The organism is Frankiales bacterium (genome assembly GCA_016125335.1).
In the GTDB taxonomy this organism is placed as follows: Bacteria; Actinomycetota; Actinomycetes; order S36-B12; family CAIYMF01; genus Longivirga.
Genome location: WGLY01000017.1, coordinates 252,165 through 268,958 on the forward strand (window position 1 = coordinate 252,165; position 16,794 = coordinate 268,958).

Below are 16,794 nucleotides of genomic sequence, written 5' to 3' on the forward strand. Positions count from 1 at the left end.
GGCGCCGGAGTTGCCGTTGCGCCGGGTCCACCACAGGAGAGCGGCCACCAGCAGGAGGAAGACGACGATCGCCGTGATGAGCATGGGGGCTCCCGGGTCCGGGGCGGCGGGTCGCCCGCCGCACGGCACCACGCTAGCCACGCCAGCCGCTCCCACGCCCGGGATCGCCGCAACGCGCGGCGGCCCCGCGACCGACCCGGTGGGGCCGGCCGCGGGGCCGCGGCGGGGCGGTCGCCGTCAGCGCAGCGCGTGCCCGTGGCGGAACAGGTTCGCCGGGTCGTAGGCCTGCTTCACCGCGAGCAGGCGCTCGCGGGCAGCCGGGGCCCAGGCCCGCTGCACTCCCTGCGGCGTCGCGTCCGCGCCGCCGAGGAAGTTCACCAGCGTCTCCTCGGTTCCCCAGGCCGACATCGCCGTCGTGATCCCGGAGACCACGGCCGGCGTGACGTCCTCGAGGCCCGGTGCCAGCACCCCGATCGCGAACAGGCAGTACGCCGCACCGCGCCCGGCCACGGCGTTGGGCACCGCGGCCTGCCGCGCCAGCGCCCCGCCCATGAGGCGCAGCTCCACCATCGGCACGGGCAGGTCGTGCTGCGGCCCCGCCACTGCGAGCAGCAGGTCCACGGCCTCCTCGGGCAGCTCGGCCAGCAGCCGGCTGCCCTCGTGCACGGGCATCGGGTCCTTCGGGTCCTGGTGCACCACGTCGGTCCCCGTGGCGGGGATCGGGCCGAGCAGGCTCATCACCGGCGCGGCCACCTCGAGCATGGGCGCGAGGACGCGCTCGGCCTCGATCGGGTCGCCGCAGTGCGCGTAGCGCAGGTGCACGGCGAACCGGCCGCGCAGCGGCTCGGGCACCTCCTCGATCGGGGGGAACCGCATCAGCGCGACGGAGGCCGTGGCCTCGTCGGGCAGCGCGGCCGACCAGGTGCGGAACGCGTGCAGCACGGCGCGGGCGTCGTCCGCGGCGTAGAACACCGGCCCGCCCCACAGCGTCGCCACGGGGAACAGGTCGACGGTCATGGAGGTGACGACGCCGAAGTTGCCCTTGCCGCCGCGCACGGCCCAGAACAGGTCGGGCTCGTTGTCGGCGTCGACGTGGCGCACCACGCCGTCGGCGGTGACGATCTGCAGGCTGCGCACGTGGTCGGCCGCGAAGCCGTGGCGCCGGGCCAGCAGGCCCATGCCGCCGCCGAGGGTGTAGCCGACGGCGCCGACGCCCGAGCTCGAGCCGACGAGCGGGGCCAGGCCGTAGGGCGCCGAGCGCTCGAGCACGTCGGACCAGCGGGTGCCGGCGTCGAACGTGGCGGTGCGCTCCTGCGGGTCGACGACGACGGCGCTCATCCGCCGCGTGGTCACCAGCACGCCGTCGACGGGGTGCACCGGGCCGTGCCCGGTGGCCTGCGCCGCGACGGACAGCCCGTGCGCCGCGGCCCAGCGGACCGTGGCGGCGACGTCCTGGGCGCTGGTGGCGCCCACGACCACGGCGGGCCGGTGCACGACCGCGACGTTGAAGGTGGCGGCCTCCGCGTCGGCCTCGGCGGTGGTGCCGTCGAGGACCGGCCCGGCGACCTGGTCGCGCAGCGCGTCGAGCGCGTCGGCGGCGACCGGGGCCGGAGATCGGTCCGGCCCGGTGGTGAGGGTGCTCATGGCGGTGTGTCTCTCTCTCGTCCGACCGGGGTCGCCGGTCCTGCCGCCCCCCGGTGGGGCGGCAGCGAGCAGGCAACACCCCCGGGCCGTGCGCCGACCAGGTAAATCCGCCTCAGGGTCGTGAGGCGTTGGCTAACGTCCCAGGCCATGGAGCTGCGGCTGCTGCGCGCCTACGTGACGGTCGCCGAGGAGATGCACTTCGGCCGGGCCGCCGCGCGGCTGTTCATCACCCCGCCGTCGCTCAGCCAGCAGATCAAGGCGCTCGAGCGCTCGCTCGACGTCCGCCTCTTCGAGCGCGACAGCAAGGGCGTGCGGCTCACCCCGGCGGGCGAGGAGCTGCTCGGCCCGGCCCGCGCCACCCTGGAGCGGGCCGAGGAGCTCGAGCGGCTGGCCCGGGAGGTGGCCCGGCGCACCGCCGACGCCCCGCTCACCGTCGGGTTCCTGCTGTTCTCCCTCACGGAGGTCTCGCGCTCGCTGCTCGCCGGCTACAGCCGCCGCCATCCGGAGGTGCCGCTCGAGGTGCGCCAGTACGAGTGGGACGACCCCTCGGCCGGCCTGCTCTCCGGCGCGGTCGACGTCGCCTTCGTCCGGCCGCCGTTCACCGGCCACGACCGGCTGCGCCACGTGGAGCTCGAGCGCGACCCGCTCCTCGCTCTGCTCGCCGCCGACCACCCGCTGGCGCGCGCCGGCGAGCCGGTGTCGGCCGGGCGGCTGGTGCAGGAGCGCTTCCTCGAGGTCGAGATCGTCACGGACCCGGTGTTCGCCGCGCAGTGGTACCTGCACGACCTGCGCACCTCCACCTCGCCCAAGGCGGTGCTCAGCCGCGCCGGCACGAGCGAGGAGTGGCTGGCCGAGGTGGGCCTCGGCCGCGGGGTGGACGTCGTCCCGCTCTCGGTGGCGCGCGACTACGTCCGGCCGGGGCTCACCTTCCTGCCGATCCACGACCTCGAGCCCTCGCGGCTGGTTCTCGCGTGGGACCCGGCGCGGGTGACCGAGGCCGGCCGGCGCTTCGTGCGCTACGTCCAGCGCCGGCGCGCGTCGCTGGCCCACCACGTCGAGGACGACCTCGCCGCCGTCGGCCTCACCCCCACCGATGTCACTGGTGGAACGGTCGCCTCCGGGCCGGGGTAGCGACCCGTTCACCAGTGACATCGGGCCCGTGCGGTACCGGGTCGGCGGGTGGGATGCCAGGATGGCGGGACAGCGCGACGTGGCGCGACCGGCGAGCGGCGACCCCGCGAGCCTCCTGCCGCGACGCCCGACGGCTACCGCCAGGAGGTCCACCCATGACCGCAGACGGAGGCCCCGAGCTCGTCCAGCTCCTCACCCCCGAGGGCGAGCGGGTCCACCACCCCGACTACGACGTCGAGCTGACGCCGGACCAGCTGCGCGGGCTCTACCGCGACCTCGTGCTGGTCCGCCGGGTCGACGCCGAGGCCACCGCCCTGCAGCGCCAGGGCGAGCTCGGCCTGTGGGCCCAGTGCGTGGGGCAGGAGGCCGCGCAGGTCGGCTCCGGCCGCGCCCTCGCCCCCGGCGACTTCGCGTTCCCGACCTACCGCGAGCACGGCGTCGCGTGGTCGCGCGGCGTCCAGCCGCTCCAGCTGCTCGGGCTGTTCCGCGGCGTCACCAACGGCGGGTGGGACCCGCACGAGCACAACATGGCGCTCTACACGATCGTCATCGGCGACCAGACCCTGCACGCGGTCGGCTACGCCATGGGCATGCAGCGCGACGGCGACGACTCCGCGGTGATCTGCTACTTCGGCGACGGCGCCAGCAGCCAGGGCGACGTCAACGAGGCCTTCGTGTTCTCCGCGGTCTACAACGCGCCGGTCGTGTTCTTCTGCCAGAACAACCAGTGGGCCATCAGCGAGCCGCTCGAGCGGCAGACCCGCATCCCGCTCTACCGCCGCGCCGACGGCTTCGGCTTCCCCGGCGTCCGGGTCGACGGCAACGACGTGCTCGCGGTGCTCGCGGTCACGCAGGCCGCGCTCGCCGCCGCGCGCGAGGGCCAGGGCCCCACGCTCATCGAGGCGTTCACCTACCGCATGGGCGCGCACACCACCTCCGACGACCCCACCCGCTACCGCGTCGCCGCCGACCTCGAGGCCTGGAAGCTCAAGGACCCGATCGAGCGGCTCAAGGTCTACCTCGCGCGCAACGGCTGGGCCGGCCACGAGTGGTTCGCGGAGATCGAGGCCGAGGCCGAGGCGCTCGCCGTCGACCTGCGCCGCGGCTGCCGCGAGATGCCCGAGCCGGAGAAGACCTCGATGTTCGACCACGTCTACGCCGAGCCGCACGCGCTCGTCGACGAGGAGCGCGCGCAGTTCGAGGCCTACCACGCCTCGTTCGTGGGAGGGGGGCACTGATGGCGGTCACCACGATGGCGAAGGCCATCAACGCGGGTCTGCGCAAGGCGCTGGAGAACGACCCCAAGGTCCTGCTCATGGGCGAGGACATCGGCAAGCTCGGCGGCGTCTTCCGCGTGACCGACGGCCTGCAGAAGGACTTCGGCGAGGCGCGGGTGATCGACTCCCCGCTGGCCGAGAGCGGCATCGTCGGCACGGCGGTCGGGCTCGCGATGCGCGGGTTCCGGCCCGTCGTCGAGATCCAGTTCGACGGCTTCGTGTTCCCCGCGTTCGACCAGATCGTCACCCAGGTGGCCAAGCACAACGCCCGGTCGGCCGGCCGCACGCCGATGCCGATCACCATCCGCATCCCCTACGGCGGCGGCATCGGAGCGGTGGAGCACCACTCCGAGTCGCCCGAGGCGTACTTCGCCCACACCGCGGGCCTGCGCGTGATCTCGCCGTCGAACCCGGCCGACGCGTTCGCGATGGTGCAGCAGGCGATCGCCTGCGACGACCCGGTCGTGTTCTTCGAGCCCAAGCGCCGCTACTGGGACAAGGCCGACGTCGACGAGTCCCTCGACCTCGCGACGGCGCCCTCGCCCTTCCGGGCGCGGGTGGTGCGCCCCGGCACGAGCGTGACGGTGGTCTGCTACGGCCCCATGGTGCGCACGTGCCTCGAGGCCGCCTCCGCCGCGGCCGCCGAGGGCATCGAGCTCGAGGTGGTCGACCTGCGGTCGATGTCGCCGCTCGACGTCGACACCGTCGCCGCGTCGGTGCGCCGCACCGGCCGGCTCGTCGTGGTGCACGAGGCGCCGGTGTTCCTCGGGGTCGGCGCCGAGCTCGCGGCCCGGATCACCGAGACGTGTTTCTACTCCCTGGAGGCTCCCGTGCTGCGGGTGGGCGGCTACCACACGCCCTACCCGCCGGCCCGCCTCGAGGAGGACTACCTGCCCGACCTCGACCGCGTGCTCGACGCCGTCGACCGGTCCCTGGCCTTCTGAGGAGGTGGCGTGATGACGACCCCAGCCCTGCCCGTCGCGACCCTCCGCGCCGACGCCGCCCGCACCGCCCCCGCGGGGGTGGCCGCGTGAGCGAGGTGCGCACCTTCCGCCTCCCCGACGTCGGGGAGGGGCTCACCGAGGCCGAGATCCTGTCCTGGCACGTCAAGCCCGGCGACGCGGTCACGGTCAACCAGACCATCGTCGAGATCGAGACGGCGAAGGCCGCGGTGGAGCTGCCGTGCCCGTTCGCCGGCGTCGTGGCCGAGGTCTTCGTCTCCGAGGGCGAGGTGGTCGAGGTCGGCACGCCGATCCTGTCGATCTCCACCGACGCGCCCGCCCCTGCCGGCGACGTCGGCCCCGCGCCCGCGGGCGACACCGCGACGACCGCCGCGCCGGCCGCGCCGGCCGAGCCTGCTGCCGAGCCCGCTCCGGCCGCGGCTGCCGCACCCGCGGCTGCCGCCCCGGCGGCGCGCGAGGCCGTGCTCGTCGGCTACGGCGTCAAGCAGACGGCCACCCCGGTCCGCCGCGCGCGCGTGCTCTCCCGCGACCCGCACGGCACCACCGCGCCGGAGGCCGGGCCGCCCGGCGAGGCGGTCAAGCCGGTGCGCCACGGCGGCCTCGAGGTGGGCCGTCACGCCGAGGAGGTGCTCTCGCGCCGCTCGGTGGTGCTGGCCAAGCCGCCGGTGCGCCGGCTCGCGAAGGACCTCGACGTCGACCTCGCCGTCGTCGCGCCCACCGGGCCCGGCGGCGTCATCACCCGCGACGACGTCCAGCGTGCGGCCGGCGGCCGCGGCGCGGCGGCAGCCTCGGCCCGGGCGGGCGGCGCCCTCGGCGGCCCGCGCCCGGCGTCGGGCGAGCGCGAGACCCGCACGCCGGTCAAGGGCGTCGTCGCGCTCATGGCCGAGGCGATGGTGTCCAGCGCCTTCACCGCACCGCACGTCACCGAGTGGGTCGAGGTCGACGTCACCCGCACCCTCGAGCTCGTCGACCGGCTCAAGGCCCGCCCGGAGCTCGAGGGCACCCGGGTCTCGCCGCTGCTGCTCGTGGCCGCGGGACTGATCCGGGCGGTGCGGCGCAACCCCGGCATCAACGCCGTCTGGGACGCCGAGGCGCGCGAGATCGTCACCAAGCACTACGTCAACCTCGGCATCGCGGCGGCCACGCCGCGCGGTCTCGTCGTCCCCAACGTGAAGGACGCCGACCAGCTCGACCTCGTCGGACTCGCGCGGGCGCTGCACGACCTGGTCGAGACGGCCAAGTCGGGGCGCACCTCGGTGGCCGACATGAGCGGCGGCACGATCACCATCACCAACGTCGGCGTGTTCGGCGTCGACGGCGGCACGCCGATCATCAACCCGGGCGAGTCGGCGATCCTGGCCGTCGGCCGGGCCGTCGCGAAGCCGTGGGTGCACGAGGGCGAGGTGCGCGTGCGCCAGATCATGCAGCTCACGCTCTCGTTCGACCACCGCCTCGTCGACGGCGCCCTCGGCTCCACGGTGCTGGCCGACGTCGCCCGATTCCTGGAGGACCCCGCTGTCGACCTCGCCCTCGGCTGACACCCGGTTCGCGCACCCCAGCGGGCGGCTCGTCGACCTCGGCCGCGCCACCGCGGGCGGCCGGGCCACCCTCGCCGACTGGATGGCGCCCGAGCACATCGGCTGGTCGGTGCGCCACGTGCGCGAGCTGCTGCCGACCGAGCGCATCCGGTCCGCGCGCGAGCCGCGCCGGCTCCCCGAGCGCCCGCGCCCGGAGCTGCTCGAGCTTCCCGTCGACGCCCACGACGGGCGGCGGCCGCTGCTCGACCTGCTCGTCGACCACGAGACCGACGCCGTGGTGGTGCTGCACGAGGGCACCGTGGTGCTCGACTGGCAGGCGCCGGGCGTGCGCACCGACGAGCAGCACCTGCTCTTCAGCGTCACCAAGTCCGTCACCGGGCTGCTGGCGCTGGCGCTGGCCTCGCGCGGGCTGCTCGACCTCGAGGCGCGCACCGGCGACGTGCTGCCCGAGGTGGCGGGCGGCGCCTTCGGCTCGGCGACGGTGCGTCAGCTGCTCGACATGCAGGCCTCGTTCCGGTTCGTCGAGGACTACTCACCCGGCCCGGACGTCGCCGCCTACCGGCACGCGTCGGGCTGGTACCCCGCGCCGGCCGGCACGCCCCCGCTGCGCGACTACCTCGCCGCCCGCGAGCCCGACGGCCCGCACGGCGAGCGGTTCCGCTACCTCTCGCCGACGGTCGACGTGCTCGGCTGGGTGTGCGCGGAGGCGGCCGGCACCACGTGGGCCGAGGCCGTCGAGCGCTACCTGTGGCAGCCGGCCGGCACCGAGCTCGGCGCGTCGGTCACCCTGGACCGCGAGGGCACGCCGCGCGCGGCCGGCGGCATGAGCGCGCTGCCGCGCGACGTGGCCCGGCTCGGGCTGCTGCTGGCCGAGCGGCGTGCCGACGTGGTCGACGACGCGCTCCTCGACGACCTGCTCCGCGCCGGCAGCCGCGAGCACTGGGCCCGCGGCGACTTCGCCACGATGTGGCCGGGCACGGGGGCGTACCGCTCGTGCTGGTACACCCCGGGCCTCGACGCCGACGTCGCGCTGGGCATCGGCATCCACGGCCAGCTGCTCTACGTCGACGTCCCGCGCCAGGTGGTCGTGGTGGTGGTGTCGTCGTGGTCGCACCCCGACGGCGAGGAGGACCACCTCGACAACGCCGAGGCCGCCCGCGCGCTCGCCCACCACCTCGCGGGCTGACCCGCGGCGCGAGCGGTCAGGACACCACCGGGCCGAACCGGTTGGGCCCGGCCGTGCCCGGCAGGATGTAGAAGACCAGCAGCACGAGGCTCCCGAACGGCACGAAGCCGAGCAGGATCCACCAGCCGCTGCGGTCGCCGTCGTGCAGACGCCGCACCGAGAGCGGCAGCCCCACGAGGAATGCGACCAGGTAGGTCACGCCCAGCAGGATCAGCCCGATCACGCCGCCGGCGCCGATCGAGGTCACGGTGATGGCTCCGCTCGCGCTCGTGGTGCTGGTCGACGTCGCGGCCGTGAGCACGGCGGCCACGATGTAGACGGCCACGACGACGATCACCATGAACAGCGCGAACCACCAGTACTCCGCCACGGTGGCGCGGTCGGAGTAGTTGGTCCAGCGCGAGAACGCCCGCGATACCGCCTCGCCGAAGCCGATCTTGCGCGGGCCCACCGGCTCGTAGGGCACGCCGCCGCCGTACGCCGGCGCCGCCGGGAACCCCGGTGCCTGCTGGCCGGGGTAGGCGGGGGCCTGCTGGGCGGGGTACGCGGGTGCCGGTGCGGGAGCGGCCGGCGGCGGGGTCGGCGCAGCCGCCGGGGCGGGCGGCGCGGCCGGGGCGGGGGGCGTCGTGGCGGCCGGCGGCGCCGCCGGGGGCACGACCTGCTGGGTCCAGGCCGCGCCGTCCCAGTACCGCTGCCCGCCGCTGCCCGCGGGGTCGGGGTACCAGCCGGGGGCCGGGTTGGGGGTGGCGGACTGGTCGGTCATCGCGGTTCCCTCCACGTCTGCGCGCCCGGACGAGCGCCTGCGGTCGAGCCTAGGCCGTCACGTGCCGCAGACGGCGCAGGCCGGGTCGCCGCCCGCGCCGCGGGTGCGCGGTCGTGCCCATCATGCGGCCCGTGAGCCGAGGTCGGCGCAGTGCTCCCCGGCGCTGCAGGCCCGGCGCGTCAGGGCGTGATCGCGAGCGCCTCGGGCAGGCGTGCGGCGAGCTCGGCGGCGTCGGCGGGACCCGCGGCGTCGTGGCCGACCTCCACCCGGGCGAGCACGGCCGGGTCGCTCACGTCGAGCCGGCCGGTGCACAGCCGCGCGTAGGTCTCCCAGTCGGTGCGCAGCCAGATCGTGGGCGAGCCGGGTGCGGCCAGGTCGTCGATCTCGACCCCGCGGCCGTCGTCGTCGACGCCGGCCCACCGGGTGAACGCGACGTCGCCGGTCACCTCGAGGCGCAGGGTGGTGCCGGGCGGGGCACCCACGTTGCGGGCGAGCACGAACGGCAGGCTGCGGGCCATCTGCGACGCCGACACCTGCGCACCCGATGTCGCGAGGTCGCCGGGCAGCCCGGTGGCGCGGCGCACGTCCTGGAGGTGGGTCCAGGCGTCGAACGTGCGCACGCGCAGCAGGTTCTGCAGTGGCACCGGCTTGCCGAACACGCCCATCACCTCGGTGTCGAGGCCGAGCGGGTCGAGGGCGAGGATCTGCGCGAGCCGCACGTCGACCAGGCCGGCGAGCTCGTCGCACACCTGCTCCTGCGGGTGCGGGCGGCGCACGTCCACCCCCACCTCGGTCATCCGGCCGAAGTCGGTTGTCAGGTGCGGGAAGCGCGACCAGTCCACCTCGTGCTCGGGGTCGGCGCGCCCGGCGAGGAACGCCTCGATCCAGGCGAGGTGGCGCACGACGTCGCCCGCGGACCAGCCCGGGCACTCCGTGGGGGCGTCCCACTGCTGCGGGTCGAGCCGGCGTCCGAGCTCGGCGACGGCGCGGAGGCTGGACTCCCACGCGTCGAGCAGGGTGCGCAGGTCGTAGGCGTCGGCGGCGAGTGCGGTCATGCCGCGAGGCTAGCGACGGCACCGTCCTGCGGCAGGATCGAGGCCATGGGTCTGACCTCCGCGTGGACGGCGCACTGGCGGGCGCGGCCGGACGCGACTGTGCTCGTCGACGCCGCGGACGGCGTCCGGCTCGACGGCGCGGCGATGCTGCGCGAGACCGCCGCCGCGGCCGCACGGCTGCACGCCGCCGGCGTGCGCCCCGGCGACCGCGTGCTGCTCTCCTGCTCGCCGGGCGCCTCCACCGTGCTGGCCTACGTCGCCGTGCTCCGGCTCGGCGCCGTCGTCGTCCCGGCCAACACGGCGTACACGCGGCCCGAGCTCGAGCACGTCGTGGGCGACGCCCGCCCGGTGCTCGCCGTCGTCGACGACCCGGCGCGGGTGCCGCTGCCGCCGGAGCGGGTGCTGACCGCGGACCGGCTCGCGGGTGTTCCGGACGCCGGCGGCACCGACGCACCCGGGCTCGACCGCGCGGGCGACGACGCCCTCGCGATGATCGGCTACACCAGCGGCACCACCGGCCGGCCCAAGGGCGCGATGCTCGACCACGGCAACCTGCGCGCGGGCGCCGAGGCGCTGGTGTCGGCGTGGGGATGGACGCCGTCCGACCGCCTGGTGCACGCGCTGCCGATGTTCCACATGCACGGCCTCGGCGCCGGCGTGAACGGCACGCTCACGGCCGGTGCGTCGATGGTGGTGCTGCCGCGCTTCGAGCCCGCCGCGGTGCTCGACGCCGTGCGCGACCACGCCGCCACGATGTTCTTCGGCGTCCCCACGATGTACGCGCGGCTGCGCGACGCCGACACGCTGCCCGGCCTCGCCGGCTTGCGGCTGCTGGTCTCCGGCTCGGCCCCGCTCGACCCCGTGCTCTTCCACGACGTCGCGCGGCTGGCCGGGCAGCCGCCCGTGGAGCGCTACGGCATGACCGAGACCGTGATGCTCACGTCGAACCCCCTTTACGGCGAGCGCCGCGCCGGCTGGGTGGGGCACCCGCTGCCCGGTGTGGCGCTGCGGCTCGACGACGACGGCGCCGTGCTCGTGCGCGGCCCGTCGGTGTTCCGCGGCTACTGGGAGCGCCCGGAGGCGACGGCGGCCGCGTTCACCGACGACGGGTGGTTCCGCACCGGCGACGTCGGCGAGCTCTCCGACGACGGCTGCCTGCGCCTGGTGGGACGGGCCAGCGACCTCATCATCACCGGCGGCTACAACGTCTACCCGCGCGAGGTGGAGGACGCCGTGCGCGAGCACCCCGGCGTCGTCGACGTCGCCGTGGTCGGCGTCCCGGACCCCACCTGGGGCGAGCGGGTCGTGGCGTTCGTGGTGCTCGGGGACGCGCTCGCCGACGGCATGGGTGCCGACGTCGCCCGGGTGCTCGACGAGCACGCGGCGGGCCGGCTCGCGGCGTACAAGCGCCCGCGCGCGTGGACGGTCGTGCCGGACCTGCCGCGCAACCCGATGGGCAAGGTCGTCCGCAGCGAGCTGCGCGCCGCCCCCGGCTGACCGGCCGCCGGCGGGCGGCCCGGGCCGGGGTGTGCGGGGACGGCGTCCCCTCGGCGAGGATGGGGGCATGACGCGTGTCGCCCTCGTGCAGCTCGACTCCTCGGACACCGAGCCGGTCGCGGACCGGGTCGAGCGCGCGGCCGCGCTCGTGGAGGGCCTGTCCGGCGTCGAGCTCGCGGTGCTGCCGGAGCTGTGGACCGTGGGCGCGTTCGACCTCGCCGCCGCGCGGGAGCACGCCGAGCCGCTCGACGGCCCGGTCGTCACGCGGATGCGCGAGGCCGCGCGGCGTGCCGGGATCTGGCTGCACGCCGGCTCCTACCCGGAGCTCGCGGGCGACCGGCGCTACAACACCAGCGTCGTCGTCGACCCGGATGGCGACGTCGTCGCGACCTACCGCAAGCAGCACCTGTTCGGCTGGGAGGACGGCGAGCCGTCCGTGATGACCGCGGGCGACGACCTGGTCGTGCTCCCGACGCCGCTGGGCGCGACCGGACTGGCCACCTGCTACGACCTGCGCTTCCCCGAGCTGTTCCGGCGGCTGGTGGACTCCGGCGCGGAGACCTACCTCATGGCCTCGGGCTGGCCCACGCCGCGGATCGAGCACTGGTCGGTGCTCACCCGGGCCCGGGCCATCGAGAACCAGGCGTGGGTGGTGGCCTGCAACAGCGCGGGCCGTCACGCCGGCGTCGCGATGGGCGGGCGCTCGGTGGTGGTCGACCCGCGCGGCGAGGTGGTGGCCGAGGCCGGCGAGGCCGAGGAGGTGCTGCTCGCCGACGTCGACCCGGACCTCGCCGTGCAGTGGCGCCGCTCGTTCCCCGCGCTCACCGACCGGAGGCTCTGACCCCGTCCGACGTCACTGGTGAAAGGGTCGCTTCCCAGCCCGGGAGACGACCCTTTCACCAGTGACATCGGGCCTGGGGGCGTCGATACTGCGCGGGAGCGGGGGCCCGACCACGACAGGAGGAGTCCGGTGGACTCCCAGACCGTGTACGACGTGCTGCTCTTCCTGCACATCGCCCTGGTGATCGTCACCTTCATGATCGCGGGCCTGCTGCGCGTGGCCCAGGCCGCGCTGCCGAAGGCGGGCAGCCTCGGCGTCTTCGGCTCGTGGGCGATGGCGATGGGACGCGGCTCGCGCACCATCCCGTGGGCGATCCTCGCCGTGCTCGTCGCCGGCGGGGCACTGCTAGGCACCGCGCCCGCCGACGACGACTTCTCCTGGGGGTCGAGCTGGGTCGTGGTGTCGGTGGCCGCCGTCGTCGTGCTCATGGGGCTCAGCGGCGCGGTCATGACGCCGTGGGGCCGCGGCGTGGCCGACGAGCTGCAGGCCGCCATCGCGGCGTCGGGCCCCGGTGCCCCGGTCACCCCGTCCCTGCGCGGGGCGGCGCTCGCGCCGCGCGCGTGGATCGTGGGCCACACCCTCACCGGCGGGTTCCTCGGCGTCGTGTTCCTCATGGCCGTCAAGCCCGGATGGACGTGGTCGGTGGTGGCCGTCGTCGTCGCCGCAGCGATCGGGGCGGCCGACGGACGGTGGGAGCTCGGCCGGGCGGCCACCCGCACCGCGATGGCCACGGCCTGACGACGCCGGGTCGCGCCGCGACCGGCCGCGCATAGGCTGCGCCGGTGACGACCTCCCGTGCCCGCGTGCGCGCCCCCGAACTCGTCGGTCGGGGCGGCTGGCTCAACACCGGCGGCGCCGAGCTCTCCCTCGCCGACCTGCGCGGCAAGATCGTGCTGCTCGACTTCTGGACGTTCTGCTGCGTCAACTGCCTGCACGTGCTGGACGAGCTGCGCCCGCTCGAGCAGCGCTTCTCCGACGTCCTGGTGATCGTCGGCGTCCACTCGCCGAAGTTCGTGCACGAGGCCGAGCACGCCGCCGTGGTCGCCGCGGTGGAGCGTTACGGCGTCGACCACCCGGTGCTCGACGACCCCGAGCTGGCCACCTGGCAGCAGTACGCCGTGCGCGCGTGGCCCACGCTCACCGTCGTCGACCCCGAGGGCTACGTCGTGGCGCAGATGTCGGGCGAGGGCCACGCGCACGCCCTCGACGCGCTGGTGGCCGACCTCGTCACCGAGCACGAGGCGAAGGGCACGCTGCACCGCGGCACCGGGCCGTTCGTGCCCCCGCCGCCGCGGCCCGGGCTGCTCTCGTTCCCCGGCAAGGCGGTGGTGCTCGGCGACGGCACGCTCCTGGTGAGCGACACCGCGCACCACTCGCTGGTGCACCTGGCCGCCGACGGCGAGACGCTGCTGCGCCGCGTCGGCACGGGCGTGCGCGGATTCGTCGACGGCGACGCCGGCACGGCACGGTTCAGCGAGCCCAACGGCGTCGCGGTGCTGCCCGACGACGTGGCCGCGCGGCTCGGCTACGACGTGGTCGTGGCCGACACGGTCAACCACGCGGTCCGCGCTCTCGACACCGCCACGTGGACGGTGCGCACGCTCGCGGGCACGGGCGCGCAGTGGATGCAGGGCGAGGCGTCCTCCGGCCACGCGCGCGCGGTGTCGCTGTCGAGCCCGTGGGACCTCGCCTGGTTCGACGACGCGCTGGTGGTGGCGATGGCCGGTGTGCACCGGCTCGACCGCGTCGACCCCGGCGCCGGCGCCGTCGCGCCCTACGCCGGCACCACCAACGAGGGCCTCGTCGACGGCGAGCTGCCCGCGGCCTGGTTCGCCCAGACCTCCGGTCTCGCCGTCAGCGCCGACGGCGACACCCTGTGGCTGGCCGACAGCGAGACCTCCGCACTGCGCCGGGTGCGCAACGGCCTCGTCACCACCGAGGTGGGACGTGGCCTGTTCGACTTCGGGCTCATGGACGGCGACGCCGAGGACGCCCTGCTCCAGCACCCGCTCGGCGTCTGCGAGCTGCCGGACGGATCGGTCGCCGTGGCCGACACCTACAACGGCGCGATCCGGCGGTTCGACCCGGCGACGCGTCAGGTGAGCACGCTGGCCACCGGGCTGGCCGAGCCCAGCGACGTCGTCGTCGTGCCGGACGCCGACCGCGGCCACGTGCTGCTCGTCGTGGAGTCCGCGGCCCACCGCCTCACCCGGGTCGCGCTACCGGAGGCCGCGCTGCGGGTCGAGGGCTCGTCCTACCGCACCCGGCGCCCGCCCACCGACGTCGCGCCCGGGCCGCTCGACCTCGAGGTGCTCTTCACGCCGCCGCCCGGCCAGAAGCTCGACGACCGGTACGGCCCGTCGACCTACCTCGTCGTGTCGGCCTCGCCGCCCGCGCTGCTCTCCGACGGCGCCGGCAGCGGCACCGACCTGCGCGCGCCGCTCGTGCTGGCCGACCCCGCCGAGTCCGGCGTCGAGGAGGGGGTGCTGCACGTCTCGGTGCGCGCGGCGTCGTGCGACGACCCGGACGCGCCGGGCGCCGCGGAGTTCCCGGCGTGCCACGTTCACCAGCAGGACTGGGGCGTCCCAGTACGGTTGACGCCGGACGGAGCGCGACGGCTCGCGCTCGTGCTCGCGGGACTGGAGGCCTGACCCCGGCGTCCGGCCGGCGCGGCCCCGCGTGCGGTGCGGAGGGAGCGGGATGACCGACATCACGGGTGCGGCCGGAGTGCCGGCGACGGTGACCGCACCACCCGATCCGGCCGACCGCCTCCCCACCTCGCGGGCGGTCTGGCGCTCCGCGTGGGTCGTGGTCGCCGTGGTGGCGGTCGGCCTGTTCGTGAACTTCGTGGTGGGCGACGGCGGTGCGGTCATCTTCACCGTGCTGATGTCGTGGTTCGCCGCCGTGGCCATGGAGCCCGCGGTGCGGCCGCTGTCGCGGCACATGCGCCGTGGCGCCGCCACGGGGATCGTGATGGTCAGCTTCGTCGTGCTGTCCGTGCTGTTCGTGCTCGTCTTCGGGCAGCTGCTGGTCTCGCAGATCAAGGGGATCGTCACCGCGCTGCCCGGGCTGGTCGACCACCTGCTCACGACGGTGAGCGGGTGGACCGGCTCCACCCTCTCGCTCAACGACCTGCTCGCCTCGCTCAACATCGCGCCCAACGACCTCGCCGCCTACGCCGGCAACATCCTCGCCGCGGTGCTCACGCTGGCCGGCGCGGTGCTCAGCTCCGTGTTCGGCTTGTTCACCTTCGGCCTGTTCACGTTCTACATCTCCGCCGACTACCTCCGGCTGCGCACCTACATCGCGACGCTGTTCCCCCTGCGGGTGCAGCGCGCCGTCATCGACGTCTGGGACGTCACCGCCACCAAGACCGGCAACTACGTCGCCGCCCGTGTGGTGCTCGCGACGATCAACAGCGTCACCACCGGCATCGTGTTCGTGATCATCGGGATGCCCTACTGGCTCGCGCTGGCGATCTGGACCGGAGTCGTCGCGCAGTTCGTGCCCACGATCGGCACCTACATCTCGATCATCCTGCCGGTGATCGTCGGCCTGCTCAGCCCCACCCCGATCGTCGGCGTCATCGCCCTGGTGTGGGCGCTGCTCTACCAGCAGGTGGAGAACCTCACGATCGAGCCGAGGATCAGCGCTCGCGCCGTCGACGTCCATCCTGCGGTGGCGTTCGGATCGGTCATGCTCGGCGCGGCGTTGTTCGGTGCCGCCGGCGCGCTGCTCGCGATCCCGGTGATCGCGATGGTGATCAGCCTCAGCGAGGGCTTCCGCCTGCGCCACGGCGTCGACCCGAAGGCCCTCGAACCGCCGGCCCTGGCACCGCCCATGGGCCTGGTGCCCAAGCGTCGCAAGCGCTCCGACCGGCACGACACTGAGCCAGCCGACATCGCGCCTGCCGCCGAGGCGCCCGCCGACGCGCCTGCGGGTGAGGCGCCGGCGTGAGCGAGGAGGCCGACGTCGCCGCGCCGCGGGGCCGCCCCCGGCGCGAGGTCGTGCTCGAGGCCACCACGATGGCGCTCTACATCAGCCTCTCGCTGCTCGCGGTGCTGCTCGCCCTGCCGGTCGCCGCGACCGACGAGCGGCTGCACGCCGCCGCGGTGGTGCTCGGCACCGGCATCGGCCTCGTGCTGGCCCACCACCTCGCGTTCCGCATGTCCTCGCGCCTGGTCGACGGCGGGCTGCTCACGCCGGAGAGCGTCGAGGTGCTGACGGCACAGGCGACGGGGGGCCTGCCCGTGGCGGTGCTCGCGGCGCTCCCCGTGCTGCTGCTCGGGCAGGACCCTGGCCTGCTCGTGTCCGAGCTGCTGCTCGTGCTCATCGTCGCGGCGGTGGGCTACCGGTCCGCGCGGGTCACCGCGAGCCGGGTGCGCGCGCTCGGCTACGTCGTGGGCGTGCTCGTGCTCGCGTCGGCCGTCATCGGCGTCAAGCTGCTCGTCGGCCACTGAGCGCAGCGCCGCTCCGACGATGCCGGCTCGCTCGACACGCAGCCACCCACCGCGCGACTTCGAGCGGCTCCCCGTCCAACGGCTCGCACGTGCTTGACCCTTGGCCGGAGCGCTGGTTGTGTTCGCTCAGCAGCATCAGCGCACGCGAGCTCGGGGGATCTCATGGCGTCATGGCACGGCTGGCTGGTTCGTTGGGCTCGTTCGCGGATGCTGGTGGCGACGGCGCTGGGTGTGGCGCTGGCGCTGATGTGGTCGTTCGTGGGCGACGACGGATACGCGGTAGCGGCTTCTGTAGTTGCATCTGCGGGGTCGTCCGTGTCGGGTGGACCTGCCGCGATACCTGAGACCCCGGTGGTGCCGTCTCAGCCCGTGGATCCGGCGTCGGTGTCTGCGCGGCCTGGTTCGTGGGTGTTGCCTGCTGCGGGGTCGTTCGCGCAGGT

Annotated in this window: 14 protein-coding genes; 11 read left to right on the forward strand and 3 right to left on the reverse strand. The window is 75.1% G+C overall.

Features of this window, described 5'->3' with window-relative positions; genetic code table 11:
• Nucleotides 1–237: 237 nt before the first annotated feature.
• Entirely contained in the window at nt 238–1,644 is a 1,407-nt protein-coding gene (locus GC157_11025; GenBank protein MBI1377994.1) for an FAD-binding protein, read from the reverse strand.
• A gap of 147 nt (nt 1,645–1,791) precedes the next feature.
• Between GC157_11025 and GC157_11030 the strand changes: the two genes are divergently transcribed.
• The 5 genes from GC157_11030 to GC157_11050 all read left to right on the forward strand — a co-directional run bounded on the left by GC157_11030 (nt 1,792) and on the right by GC157_11050 (nt 7,738).
• A complete protein-coding gene (locus GC157_11030) occupies nt 1,792–2,775 on the forward strand; it encodes a LysR family transcriptional regulator (GenBank protein MBI1377995.1) in 984 nt (327 codons plus the stop codon).
• A gap of 155 nt (nt 2,776–2,930) precedes the next feature.
• Nucleotides 2,931–4,013 carry a pyruvate dehydrogenase (acetyl-transferring) E1 component subunit alpha gene (gene pdhA / locus GC157_11035; protein ID MBI1377996.1) on the forward strand — a complete coding sequence of 361 codons (1,083 nt, stop codon included), beginning with the start codon at nt 2,931–2,933 and terminating at the stop codon, nt 4,011–4,013.
• Nucleotides 4,013–4,996 (forward strand): alpha-ketoacid dehydrogenase subunit beta, encoded by a 984-nt coding sequence (locus tag GC157_11040; GenBank protein MBI1377997.1) that lies wholly within the window; start codon nt 4,013–4,015, stop codon nt 4,994–4,996. Before pdhA ends, GC157_11040 begins: the two co-directional genes overlap by 1 nt.
• A gap of 86 nt (nt 4,997–5,082) precedes the next feature.
• Nucleotides 5,083–6,552: a 2-oxo acid dehydrogenase subunit E2 gene (locus GC157_11045; GenBank protein ID MBI1377998.1), complete on the forward strand. Its 1,470-nt coding sequence runs from the start codon at nt 5,083–5,085 to the stop codon at nt 6,550–6,552.
• A gap of 82 nt (nt 6,553–6,634) precedes the next feature.
• Entirely contained in the window at nt 6,635–7,738 is a 1,104-nt protein-coding gene (locus GC157_11050) for a serine hydrolase (GenBank protein ID MBI1377999.1), read from the forward strand.
• Nucleotides 7,739–7,754: 16 nt separating this feature from the next.
• Here the strand turns inward: GC157_11050 and GC157_11055 are convergent, their stop codons facing one another.
• Both GC157_11055 and GC157_11060 read right to left on the reverse strand, forming a co-directional pair.
• Nucleotides 7,755–8,501 carry a DUF805 domain-containing protein gene (locus tag GC157_11055; protein MBI1378000.1) on the reverse strand — a complete coding sequence of 249 codons (747 nt, stop codon included), beginning with the start codon at nt 8,499–8,501 and terminating at the stop codon, nt 7,755–7,757.
• A 179-nt stretch (nt 8,502–8,680) separates the two neighbouring features.
• Nucleotides 8,681–9,556, reverse strand: a complete 876-nt coding sequence (locus GC157_11060; protein MBI1378001.1) for a maleylpyruvate isomerase family mycothiol-dependent enzyme — start codon at nt 9,554–9,556, stop codon at nt 8,681–8,683.
• A 45-nt stretch (nt 9,557–9,601) separates the two neighbouring features.
• On the opposite strand from GC157_11060, the gene GC157_11065 reads away from it, so the two are divergent.
• From GC157_11065 to GC157_11090, 6 genes are all read left to right on the forward strand, one after another.
• Nucleotides 9,602–11,053, forward strand: coding sequence for an AMP-binding protein (locus GC157_11065; GenBank protein MBI1378002.1), 1,452 nt, complete (start codon nt 9,602–9,604; stop codon nt 11,051–11,053).
• A gap of 67 nt (nt 11,054–11,120) precedes the next feature.
• The gene (locus GC157_11070; protein MBI1378003.1) at nt 11,121–11,894 is read left to right on the forward strand and encodes a carbon-nitrogen family hydrolase; all 774 of its coding nucleotides are present in this window, start codon (nt 11,121–11,123) and stop codon (nt 11,892–11,894) included.
• A gap of 129 nt (nt 11,895–12,023) precedes the next feature.
• Nucleotides 12,024–12,632 carry a hypothetical protein gene (locus tag GC157_11075; protein ID MBI1378004.1) on the forward strand — a complete coding sequence of 203 codons (609 nt, stop codon included), beginning with the start codon at nt 12,024–12,026 and terminating at the stop codon, nt 12,630–12,632.
• 44 nt (nt 12,633–12,676) lie between these two features.
• Entirely contained in the window at nt 12,677–14,545 is a 1,869-nt protein-coding gene (locus GC157_11080) for a redoxin domain-containing protein (GenBank protein ID MBI1378005.1), read from the forward strand.
• 49 nt (nt 14,546–14,594) lie between these two features.
• A complete protein-coding gene (locus GC157_11085; GenBank protein ID MBI1378006.1) occupies nt 14,595–15,851 on the forward strand; it encodes an AI-2E family transporter in 1,257 nt (418 codons plus the stop codon).
• Nucleotides 15,848–16,354 (forward strand): hypothetical protein, encoded by a 507-nt coding sequence (locus GC157_11090; protein MBI1378007.1) that lies wholly within the window; start codon nt 15,848–15,850, stop codon nt 16,352–16,354. Before GC157_11085 ends, GC157_11090 begins: the two co-directional genes overlap by 4 nt.
• Nucleotides 16,355–16,794: the final 440 nt, after the last annotated feature.

Coding starts and splice junctions, on each gene's coding strand:
- GC157_11025 (MBI1377994.1), bottom strand. CDS start 1,644: ATGAGCACCCTCACCACCGGGCCGGACCGATCTCCGGCCCCGGTCGCC.
- GC157_11030 (MBI1377995.1), top strand. CDS start 1,792: ATGGAGCTGCGGCTGCTGCGCGCCTACGTGACGGTCGCCGAGGAGATG.
- pdhA (MBI1377996.1), top strand. CDS start 2,931: ATGACCGCAGACGGAGGCCCCGAGCTCGTCCAGCTCCTCACCCCCGAG.
- GC157_11040 (MBI1377997.1), top strand. CDS start 4,013: ATGGCGGTCACCACGATGGCGAAGGCCATCAACGCGGGTCTGCGCAAG.
- GC157_11050 (MBI1377999.1), top strand. CDS start 6,635: ATGGCGCCCGAGCACATCGGCTGGTCGGTGCGCCACGTGCGCGAGCTG.
- GC157_11055 (MBI1378000.1), bottom strand. CDS start 8,501: ATGACCGACCAGTCCGCCACCCCCAACCCGGCCCCCGGCTGGTACCCC.
- GC157_11060 (MBI1378001.1), bottom strand. CDS start 9,556: ATGACCGCACTCGCCGCCGACGCCTACGACCTGCGCACCCTGCTCGAC.
- GC157_11065 (MBI1378002.1), top strand. CDS start 9,602: ATGGGTCTGACCTCCGCGTGGACGGCGCACTGGCGGGCGCGGCCGGAC.
- GC157_11070 (MBI1378003.1), top strand. CDS start 11,121: ATGACGCGTGTCGCCCTCGTGCAGCTCGACTCCTCGGACACCGAGCCG.
- GC157_11085 (MBI1378006.1), top strand. CDS start 14,595: ATGACCGACATCACGGGTGCGGCCGGAGTGCCGGCGACGGTGACCGCA.